We start from the raw sequence: 10,405 nt of genomic DNA, 5'->3' as shown, positions 1-10,405 counted from the left end.
CCACCGAAAGCACAGCTAACAGATTTACAGTCTGCCCCCTTTGGCCACTCGGGAACCCATCCATACTGACCTTAACAAGCGAGTAAAATCATATCATGGATTTTTCAAAAAATCAAGTGTTTTTTCAAATTTTTTAACATAACCACTCTGATTTCATTTGCCATTCCTTCCGAATCTCAATACCGCCCTGTCGTCAGCAGAATTCCACTGCTCGCCGGAAGCTCAAGCGTCAGCACGCCATCCTCCGCGTGATAGGCGATCTGTCCGGCATTGTAGCCCTGCGCATGCGAGAGCATCATTCTCGTCAATGTCTCCTGATCCGAGATTCCAAGCTCCCAAACCGGCACATGAACAACACGGCTGTCTCTGCGGTTATTGATCACAATCACGCACCTGTTCTCCCCGCGCATCCGCCCGTAGGCGATCAGCTGGCGATCCGCAAGCAGCTCCTTGACCGAACCTCTGCGAAGCGCCGGAAGGCGTTTGTGCAGGTCAATCATATATCGATGAAACTCAATCAGCTCAAAATCCTCATGTCCCCATGGATAGGTTCTGCGGTTATCCGGGTCGGTCCACCCGCAGACTCCGGTCTCATCTCCATAGTACAGCGTCGGCGCTCCCGGCCATGTCATCTGAACGATAACCGCCTCGCGGAAGACTCCGTAATTCACGCCGATCGATGCCATCTCCGCACCCATCGTTCCGATTCGTCCGACCATCTGGTTCGTTCTCGTCAGAAAACGGCTGTGATCGTGATTCGAGAGCTGGTTCATCGCCGTCATCACCGACTGTCCCTGCATCCGGCTCATGTGATAGTGCATCGAGCGGAAAAAGCTCTCCCCGTCCCCGTAGAGCGCGCTGTTTGAGCTGTCGCTGTGCTTCTCCATTCCAGTCAGAAACCACGTCAACGGCTCCATGAACGCATCATAGTTCATGATCGTATCCCACTCATCGCCCTGAAGCCAACTGCTCGGATCTCCGTAGTGCTCCGCAAGAATCACCGCCTCCGGATTTGCCAGCTTTACATTTGCACGAAAATCCTTCCAGAACTTGTGATTGAACTCACTGCTGTGACCGAGGTCTGCCGCCACATCAAGACGCCATCCATCGACGCAGAACGGCTCTGAGACCCATCTGCGCGCAATCTTCATCACATACTCATACAGTTTCGGAGACTCCTCATAATTGAGCTTCGGGAGCGTGTCATGTCCCCACCAGCCGTCATAGCTTCCATTGTCCGGCCATGCATTTGCGTTTTCATTATTGAAATGAAAGAAACTGCGGTAAGGGCTCTTCTCGCTCAGATAAGCACCCGCCTCATATCCGCCCTGATGCAGATAGATTTTCTCCCTATCGAGCCACTTGTTAAACGAACCACAGTGGTTGAACACACCGTCGATAATCACTCGCATCCCGCGCTCGTGCATCTCCTTCACGAGATCCGCAAACAGCTGATCACTTGCCGTCAGATTTGCCGGATCGGCGCTGCGTCTCTGATAGCAGGTTGCTTCCTCATTGGAAACCGCATTCTCTGCGACAACCTCCCCGCCATCCTTCACAATGACTCCGTAATGCGGATCAATGTGCTCATAGTCCTGACTGTCATACTTGTGATTGGACGGAGAGACAAAGAGCGGGTTGAAGTAAATGACCTCGACACCGAGGTACTGAAGATAATCGAGTTTTTCACAAACCCCCGCCAAATCTCCGCCGTAGAAACAGCCGACATCCATCGTCGACGGATTCTGCTCCCAGTTCTCAACCTTGTGAACCGGACGCCCGATATAGACGTACTCCCGCTCCTTCACATCGTTGTCCGGATCTCCATTGCAGAAGCGATCCACAAAAATCTGGTACATCACCGCACCCTTTGCCCACTCCGGCGTATGAAAGCCGGGAGTAATCACAAACGGTCCACAGAGTTCTGCATGCTTTGACGCCCCGAGTCGCCCAAAAAAGCAGGAGTCTCCCTCACCCTGCACAAAAAAGCAATAATGAATGGCATCGTCCCCGACTCTCATCGTCGTCTGAAAGAAATCAAACCGTCCATCCGAAGCCACTTTTTTCATTTCCAGACGCTCGCCGGTCTCCATCACCACACAGAATACCTGCTGTGCCTCGCCCGCTCCCGTCCGAAATCGCAGTTCTGTCATCTCCCCGGAATCTGGTTCCTCCGGAATCCGATAATCCTGTGTCTCATCTGCAAACAATGCTCGTCTGTTAATTCGTTTTTCTTTTGCCATCATTGCTCTACTTCTCTTTCAATCTTTTTTTAACTATATCTTCTATTATTGTATACAATTATCTGAAAACTTACAACTCTTTTTCCAAACTCAAAAACAGGATCGCTCTGTTTTCTGTACACGGGGAAATTTTTAAAAAGAAACTCCAGAATCACGACAACATGATGAACGTAAAATAAAAATCCAGAAATGCGAAAGAGCCAGCGGGGTAGCTGGCTCTTTCAGGAGAAGGTATTTCGTTTCTTATGGGGTGTAGCAAAAAACTATATAATGTATTGGGGGGTTTACGCTAATTATAGTACCATAAACCTCATCCGAAGTGTGCACAAACATGCACAAATTTTACAACTTTTTTTGTACATGTTGTCTAGTTCTGTCGTCTCATCTCACTCTCTTGCGACTTAACGTGCTCTCCCCTCTCAAATCTCCTAATCTCTTAGCTTTCCTTGCTCAGGTTGACTTTCCGATTTTCAAACAGTGCCTCAAACTCTTCCTGACCGATCTTCTCCCTCTCGATCAGCAGGGCACTGGAACTATCCAGAACATCGCGGTATTCCAAAATAATCTCTTTTGCCTTCTGATAACACTCGTCGATGATTCGCTTTACTTCCTCATCGATCTCAGTGGCAACACCCTCACCATAACTTCTCGTATGAGCGAGATCTCGTCCGATAAACACCTCATCGTCATCGGTTCCGTAATCGATCATACCGATCCTGTCGGACATACCGTACTGAGTCACCATCGCGCGCGCGATCTTCGTCGCATGCTTGATATCCTGGGAAGCTCCGGTCGTCACATCCTTGAAAATGATCTCTTCGGCGATTCGTCCGCCAAGGGACACCATGATATCCTGAAGCATCTTGCCCTTTGTGTTGAACATCTCATCGTCCCCCGGCAGAGGCATTGTGTAACCCGCTGCCCCAACTCCGGTCGGAATGATCGAGACGGTGTGCACCGGTCCGACATCCGGAAGAATATGGAAGAGGATCGCATGACCTGACTCGTGGTAAGCCGTGATTTTCTTTTCCCTGTCGGAGATCACACGGCTCTTCTTCTCTGCACCGATTCCGACTTTTACGAAGGAACGGTCAATATCACTCTGGCGGATGTAACTGCGGTTCTCGCGAGCTGCAAGGATTGCCGCCTCATTCATCAGGTTCTCAAGATCTGCTCCGGTAAATCCGGAAGTTGTCCGAGCGACACGCTGTAAATCCACATCCTCAGCGAGCGGTTTCTCTCTGGAATGAACCATGAGGATCTCCTCGCGTCCCTTCACATCCGGGCGACCGACTGCGACCTTGCGGTCAAAACGACCCGGACGAAGAATTGCCGGATCAAGAATATCCACACGGTTCGTCGCCGCCATCACGATAATGCCCTCATTGACACCGAAACCATCCATCTCAACAAGGAGCTGATTGAGTGTCTGTTCTCTCTCATCATGACCACCGCCCATACCGGTTCCTCTCCGACGTGCAACGGCATCGATCTCATCGATAAAAACGATACACGGAGCATTTTTCTTTGCATCCTCAAACAGGTCGCGGACACGGGAAGCACCGACACCGACAAACATCTCCACAAAGTCAGAACCGGAAATCGAGAAGAACGGAACGCCCGCCTCTCCTGCAACTGCCTTCGCAAGCAGAGTCTTACCGGTTCCAGGAGGTCCCACAAGGATCACACCTTTCGGAATTCTCGCTCCAACTCCGGTGTACTTCTGCGGGTTTCTCAGGAAATCCACCATCTCCTCGAGGTCTTCCTTCTCTTCCTGAAGACCTGCAACATTCTTGAATGTCACATTGCTGTTGTGTGTCATCCGTGCACGGCTCTTTCCAAAATTCATCATCTTGGCATTCGTTCCACCGCCACCGGCTCCGGCGCGCATATTCATCATAAAGATGATCAGTGCAACTCCGCCGACCGACAACACAACCGGGAAGATCACGCTCATCCAGTAACTGCTCTGAGAGACATTCTGAATTGTGAAATCAATTCCCTTTTCCTGAAGCATCTCCTCGGTCTTCTTCACATCGGAGACATAGGTCTCATACTGTCTTCCATCGCTTGTCTGCATCTGAACACGTCCCGTCGGAACCTGTTCATTCTGATGAATCACAAGCATCTGGACTCCGCCACCGTCAAGAACCTGCTCAAACTGCTGACTGCTCAGCTCTCCCTGCTCATTCTGTCCCGGCAGACGAATCAAAAACAAAGCTGCAATCAGCAGTAAGAGCACCAGAAGCCCGGTGCCTCGATACGTCTGTTGTTTCACTTATCAAGTCCTCCTTATACCTATACCGTCTTACTACTGTTCCACCACACCGATAAACGGCAGATTGCGGTATTTCTGAGCATAATCCAGTCCGTATCCTACAACGAACTCGTCCGGAATTGTAAAGCAGGTGTAATCAACCTTAACCTGTTTCTTCACACGGCGCTCCGGCTTATCGAGAAGGGTGCACAGATGAATGCTCTTCGGTCCTCTCTGCTTGAGCACCTCAATCAGGTAGGACAGCGTGCGTCCGGAATCAATGATATCCTCGACAATCAGAACCTCCTTGCCTGCAAGCGGTTCATCAAGATCCTTTACAATACGGACAACTCCGCTTGACTTGGTGTCGTCACCGTAGCTGGAAACCGACATGAAGTCGAGAGATACCGGAACAGTCAGACGTTTTGCAAGCTCACAGGTAAAGAATACTCCACCCTTGAGTACACAAATCAGATGAAGGCTCTTGCCCTCATAATCCCTGCTGATCTGCTCTGCCACTTCACTGATTCTCTTATTAACCTCTTCTTCTGTCAAAAGAACACGAATCTTATCTTCCATTTCATTCTCCTCCGTCCAATATTCCCATTACCTCTAATACCGTTTTTGTATCATCCGTAATCTTATAATATTCACTGATTCGGTACCCAATCACCCAGAGCACATGACTGCCCTCAGCAAGAAGCGGAATCTGATCGCGCAGATGCCTCGGAATCTTCTCATCGATCATGTATCGGGTTATCGCCTTTCGCTTTCCGCCCGGAATACTCAGATAATCACCCTCTTCACGGAAACGTACCGAAAGTGCACTTTTAATTTTATCATAATCAAACCATTTCGTATACAGGTTTTTCGGAAATTCAGCACCTTTTTCATGTGGAAAAATCCGCATTTGCAGGGTCGGAAGTTTCTTTTCTTCCAGATTTTTCTCCTCGGAAATCTCCTCACTTTTGTCTTTGTTTTCCCCTGATTTTCCCTTTTCTGTTGCTTCTCTCTCGCCGTTTTTGTCTGTCTTACAGATCCAGAGATAATGGTATCCGGTCTGCGCGCGCAGATCTCCCGGAAGATCCGCACTGCCCCCAACTGAGCCGAATGCGAGATGATCAAGACCGTCAAAATGGCGTCTCGTGATGTCCTTCCATCCCGGCTGCGCGTGGTCGAGCAAAAGCCGAATCAGATAGGAGCGGATGATCGGCGCTTCTCCCCGAAATGCGTCAAGCGCGATTCCTGCAACTGCACCAGTGGGCGCATCCTCCTCGCCCTCTGCATTCTCCATTCCGGCATGTTCCCAGATAACAAATGCCTGCTGTTCCAGATACTCATCCGCCTGTTCAAACAGCTCTCCCGCATGCAAAAGATTCTCCTGCGCCCGCGTATTCACGAGACTCTCCATCAGCGGAAGCAGTTCCCTGCGAATCCGGTTGCGAGTGTAATCGCCGGACTCATTTGTCGAGTCCTCACACCAGAAAAGTTTCTGGCTCTTCAAGTACTCGCGAATCTCCTCGCGCCCTGCGCACAGGAGCGGACGAATTCTGCGTCCCTGAACCGGATGCATGCCGGACAACCCGCGAAGCCCGCTTCCTCGAAGTAGGTGGTGAAGAATCGTCTCCGCCTGATCCTCCTGGTGATGGGCAAGCGCTATTTTTGCAGGGTTTTCAAGCAAATGAAGTTTGCAACTCTCCTCATCCCACTCTCTTGCCATCTGCTCAAATGCCTCATAGCGCAGAACACGTCCTGCCTCCTCCTCCGACATTCCATGTTCCCCGGCATAGGTGCGCACATCCCGATGAACCGAAAAAAACGGGATCTCCATACGCCCGCAGACTTCCTGCACCCACGCCTCATCGCGATCTGCCTCAATTCCTCTCAGACCGTGGTGGACATGAATCACACGAAGAGAAACCGGAATCACCGCGCGAAGTTGATCGAGAATCGAAAGAAGACAGATCGAATCTGCCCCTCCCGACACTGCCACAATCACCCGATCCCCCGGTTTCAGCATATGAGTCTCTCTGATAAACCGAATCACCTTATTTTTCATAACTGAACTGTTCTCCTCTTTCTTGATGTCTCCTCAAAATAAATCTCCAATTTTCACTTAATATCCAATCATATGCAACCCTCATTATACAAAAAATCTCCAATTTTGCAAAAAACTTTGCAAAAAAAACGATCGGACACACATCTCAAACGATATGCTGTCTGATCGCTTTTTCTTTATCTGCTTTTTCTTTATCTGCTTTTTCTTTCAGCGCTTTTTCCAGATTCCCGCGACAAACACTGTCATGTCGTCCCGTCCTCCGTCCTGGCTCGCAAAGTCAAGAATCCGCTCGGCCAGATCCTGCGGGCTTTTTGCGGAAACCTCCTCGAGAAAACCCTGCATACACTGTTCTTTGTATACACCCGGACAGGCCTCCAACACCCCGTCCGTCATCATCACAATTCGATCTCCATCCCAGAGTTTTCGCGAGAGCAGGGACGGCTCAGCTCCCGGCAGAACCCCGGCGGGAAGCTCACCCGCCTCAAGGATCTCTGCCTTGCCATCGCTGAGCACAAACGTCGCAACCGCTCCCATTTTCATCGCCTCAAGCACTCCATTATGCAGATCGACACAGGCAAGATCAATCGTCGCCGGATGCTGTTGTCTGCCTGTCAAGAGCAGAACCGTGTTTGCCATCTTCATCGAAGCGCGGGCAGAAAATCCCGTCTCCAACAACTGCCCAATCAGCTCGACAATCTTTCCGCTCTCCTGACTCGCACTCGTTCCACTCCCCATCCCGTCGGAGAGTCCCAAAATCACCTGACCAGGTACCTGCTCCGACCAGACGTAATTGTCCCCGCAGACACTCTCCCCGCTCTTTGGAATCCGCGCAGTCCCGTACCGCATCTGGTACTGCCCTGACTCTGCAAACCGGATCGATGCACTCTGTCGATTGATCAGCGTCCTCGTATCCGGCGGGGCGTACCAGTTTCCGCCGACAACCTCACCGAACAGTTCCGCCGCCTCCTTTGCCGTGACACAGCGCCTCCCGAGCGCATGAACCGTCAGATATGCCTCCCTCTGGTGATTCTCATACTCGAGAAGAAGCATATTTTCCACAGCGATCCGGTGAAGGTGAAACTTCCTGCGAACTGTCTCCTCCTTCGCCTGCGTCACATCCGTTGCCCTCTCCATCTGGTGAGCAAACTCATCGAGAATCACCGCAAGCTCCCGAAACTGTACCATAACCGTGTCACGGCTCTCAAGAAAACGATTTTTCCACTCAAGATTCATCGATGCCCGCCCCAAATTTCGGTTCAGCTGTGCCATGTAATCCTCTTTTCTCCGGCATGCCTCAAGAAAAAGTCTGGGCATGTCCTCCTCATCGACCTGACCTTTCTGTTCAAACGCATGAAGCAGGTAGTAGAGATAATAGCTATCCGACTTCTCGCTGCTGCTGTAAAGATTACAGCGACTGCAATCCCCGCACACCATCGCCCGTGCCATCTGCATTGCGCTTTGGGCATCCTCCCTCGTCAGCCCCTTTTCTCCCTCTATGCCATCCAGACAGGAACGCGCCAACAAACCCAGAGAACGCGCCATTCCGCTCAGCCTTCCCGCCGTATAAATATTCACATCCGCCATATCCCGGCGTCGTTCCCGTTTCCACACAAAAATCCCCTCCTAAGCCACATTATATGTGACAGGAGAGGATTCTATGCCCTGTTACTCTTTTTTCTCAGATGGTTTCAAAAGAATCTCATCCGGATTGACAAGACCCAGTTTTTCTTTTGCAACCTGCTCAATATACTGTTTGGTCTGTACATAAACCCGGTATGCTTCGAGTTCTTTCGCCCGTTCTTCCTCTTGTGTTTTCTGTTTGATCAGAGATGCTTCCTTTACCTGATATTCCAGATCCTTTTTCTTCATCGAGGTGCTTTTTACATTTACTGCAAAAGCCAGACTCGCCACAACCACGGTGATTCCGATGATCGCAAGGCGATTGCTCCACCGATCTTTTTTCTTTTTGCGCACACGCTTCCGCCTGCCCATTTCATCACCTGCTCTGTTTCTGTGTTTTTTTTCGTATCTTTATTCTAAAGCATCTCCCAGCCTTTTTCAATACTCTAAAAAAATTTGTACTGACCATTCGATCATACAAAATCATCCCAAAAATCACAGCTCCGATCATGTAAAAGCGGAGGGCTCCGTCATTCTCAAGATAGAAAAGTCCGAACACGGTAAATGACGCAAACACCCAGTAAATTACATCCTCCACCCCGATCAGCCATGCGCGGTGCTTCACAAGAAGGCGAACGAGCCGAAAAATGTCATAGACCATCATCAGCACAACTCCGACAACCAGACTGTGCCAGCATGCATGTGTCTCATGAAAAACAGCTTCGCTAAACAGTGTGCCGATCTGCCCTGCACTTCTCTCCCAAATCCAACTCATCGGAAAAGGCGGGCGAGAAGAGACTGCCCCTCTTTCCGGTAAGCCTCATTCGAGGAGTAAATGAGCTGATCGACCGTCCCATCGACATCAACTTCTCCTTTTTCCACCGTCAGCCGACTTACGTGCAGATCTTTCCCCTTTATTGTCAAAAGACCGAGGTCTGTATCCATAATTACCTGATTCTCGTCAAACGAGACAACCTCCCTCACCCCGGTCAGCGCCACACTGTTTCGATTCGACATCAGGCAGGAGTGAGAGCGGATTTCCTTCTTTTCTTCCATGACAGCAGATCTCCTTTTCCTGATTTCAGTATATGGGAAAATCGTTTTTCACAGTACTCTTTTCGTTTCATCGATGCTTCGATCTGAAAAAGGCTTTGCAGATTTAGATTTTTATGACTCCTTAATTCTTTGCGGACTCTTTCACTGCTGTCAAAATCGCCTGCTCCATGACTTCCGCAGACAGAGTTCCCACCATGTTTAAATCTGCCGAAACCTTGCCGATCGATGCCGCATAGATCGAGTCTCCGTCCGCCATCGTGCCGACCGGGTTGATGCAGCGCGCATAGCCACAGCGCGTCATTGACGCAATCTTGTTGAGCTCTGCCTTGGAAAAATCGCCGTTTGTGACAATCGCACCGATTGTCGTATTTCCGCCTTTTCCTGAGAACAGATCGGTCTTCACGCTGAGCTTGTAGAGCTGTTCTCTGCTGTCCGCAAATCCCTCGATTCCCGGCAGTTTCGGACCTGCAACCTTCTCCCCGGTCGACGGATCAAAAATGTCTCCGAGCGCATTGAGCACAACGATTGCACCGACCTGAAGCTCTCCGATCTGAACCGCACAGATTCCGATTCCCGTCTTCGTTGCATACTCTCTTCCGTAGATTTTTCCAACGCTTGCTCCGGTTCCGCCACCGATGATTCCGCTCTTTGGCTGGTTGAGTTCTGCATTCTCACATGCCTCATATCCCATCTTCGCAGTCGGGCGAATATCAGAACGTCCGATTCCGAGATCGTAGATGCACGACTGACAGACGAGCGGAACTTTTGCAAATCCAGTCTCATATCCGATCTCATGCTCCTCGAGATACTGCATGACTCCGTCGCTTGCAGAGAGACCAAATGCAGAGCCTCCCGACAGCACAATCGCATTGATCGGATTGTCCGCCGTGATCGGGGAAGTCAGAGGAGTCTCTCTCGACGCCGGACCGCCTCCGCTGATGTCCGTTCCCACTTTTGCGCCCTCATCAAATATCAGAACCGTGACTCCGGTCATCGCCTCAAAATCCTGTGCATTTCCAATCCGAAGTCCCTGCATTTCTGTGATCGGAATCTCTTTTACCAAAGAACTCAACTTCATAATGTTTTCCCTCTTCTTTCGTTTTTATTTTTCTGTGAAAATCGAGTAGGAGGCGGTGACTAACCGCCGTCCTCTCACACCACCGTGCGTAC

The 10,405-nt window shown here is 50.3% G+C and carries 9 protein-coding genes; all 9 read right to left on the bottom strand.

Going from position 1 to position 10,405, the window contains the following annotated elements:
• Positions 1-176: 176 nt before the first annotated feature.
• The 9 genes from AC4EVX_RS12375 to AC4EVX_RS12335 all read right to left on the bottom strand — a co-directional run bounded on the left by AC4EVX_RS12375 (position 177) and on the right by AC4EVX_RS12335 (position 10,313).
• Positions 177-2,246, bottom strand: a complete 2,070-nt coding sequence (locus tag AC4EVX_RS12375) for an alpha amylase N-terminal ig-like domain-containing protein (RefSeq protein ID WP_177978420.1) — start codon at positions 2,244-2,246, stop codon at positions 177-179.
• A 433-nt stretch (positions 2,247-2,679) separates the two neighbouring features.
• A complete protein-coding gene (gene ftsH / locus AC4EVX_RS12370) occupies positions 2,680-4,521 on the bottom strand; it encodes an ATP-dependent zinc metalloprotease FtsH (protein WP_490160306.1) in 1,842 nt (613 codons plus the stop codon).
• A 33-nt stretch (positions 4,522-4,554) separates the two neighbouring features.
• Complete coding sequence (hpt, locus tag AC4EVX_RS12365; RefSeq protein WP_177978418.1) at positions 4,555-5,079, bottom strand: hypoxanthine phosphoribosyltransferase; 525 nt, start codon at positions 5,077-5,079, stop codon at positions 4,555-4,557.
• A gap of 1 nt (position 5,080) precedes the next feature.
• On the bottom strand, positions 5,081-6,559 hold the full coding sequence (gene tilS, locus AC4EVX_RS12360) for a tRNA lysidine(34) synthetase TilS (protein WP_490160305.1): 1,479 nt from the start codon (positions 6,557-6,559) through the stop codon (positions 5,081-5,083).
• Between the two features lie 207 nt (positions 6,560-6,766).
• Positions 6,767-8,170, bottom strand: a complete 1,404-nt coding sequence (locus AC4EVX_RS12355) for a SpoIIE family protein phosphatase (protein ID WP_490160304.1) — start codon at positions 8,168-8,170, stop codon at positions 6,767-6,769.
• Positions 8,171-8,224: 54 nt separating this feature from the next.
• Positions 8,225-8,551 carry a septum formation initiator family protein gene (locus AC4EVX_RS12350; RefSeq protein ID WP_177978416.1) on the bottom strand — a complete coding sequence of 109 codons (327 nt, stop codon included), beginning with the start codon at positions 8,549-8,551 and terminating at the stop codon, positions 8,225-8,227.
• A gap of 4 nt (positions 8,552-8,555) precedes the next feature.
• Entirely contained in the window at positions 8,556-8,954 is a 399-nt protein-coding gene (gene yabQ, locus AC4EVX_RS12345; RefSeq protein WP_177978415.1) for a spore cortex biosynthesis protein YabQ, read from the bottom strand.
• Positions 8,951-9,235: a sporulation protein YabP gene (yabP, locus tag AC4EVX_RS12340; protein ID WP_177978414.1), complete on the bottom strand. Its 285-nt coding sequence runs from the start codon at positions 9,233-9,235 to the stop codon at positions 8,951-8,953. Before yabP ends, yabQ begins: the two co-directional genes overlap by 4 nt.
• 121 nt (positions 9,236-9,356) lie before the next feature.
• Positions 9,357-10,313 (bottom strand): P1 family peptidase, encoded by a 957-nt coding sequence (locus AC4EVX_RS12335; RefSeq protein ID WP_490160303.1) that lies wholly within the window; start codon positions 10,311-10,313, stop codon positions 9,357-9,359.
• Positions 10,314-10,405 lie beyond the last annotated feature (92 nt).

The sequence above is a fragment of the Brotaphodocola sp. genome (assembly GCF_983179755.1).
This window is presented reverse-complemented; position numbering and strand designations above follow the sequence as displayed.

Bases quoted from the DNA above. Each gene is read 5' to 3' on its own strand.
- AC4EVX_RS12350 (WP_177978416.1), bottom strand. From the start codon at position 8,551: ATGGGCAGGCGGAAGCGTGTGCGCAAAAAGAAAAAAGATCGGTGGAGC.
- AC4EVX_RS12375 (WP_177978420.1), bottom strand. From the start codon at position 2,246: ATGATGGCAAAAGAAAAACGAATTAACAGACGAGCATTGTTTGCAGAT.
- yabQ (WP_177978415.1), bottom strand. From the start codon at position 8,954: ATGAGTTGGATTTGGGAGAGAAGTGCAGGGCAGATCGGCACACTGTTT.
- tilS (WP_490160305.1), bottom strand. From the start codon at position 6,559: ATGAAAAATAAGGTGATTCGGTTTATCAGAGAGACTCATATGCTGAAA.
- yabP (WP_177978414.1), bottom strand. From the start codon at position 9,235: ATGGAAGAAAAGAAGGAAATCCGCTCTCACTCCTGCCTGATGTCGAAT.
- AC4EVX_RS12335 (WP_490160303.1), bottom strand. From the start codon at position 10,313: ATGAAGTTGAGTTCTTTGGTAAAAGAGATTCCGATCACAGAAATGCAG.
- hpt (WP_177978418.1), bottom strand. From the start codon at position 5,079: ATGGAAGATAAGATTCGTGTTCTTTTGACAGAAGAAGAGGTTAATAAG.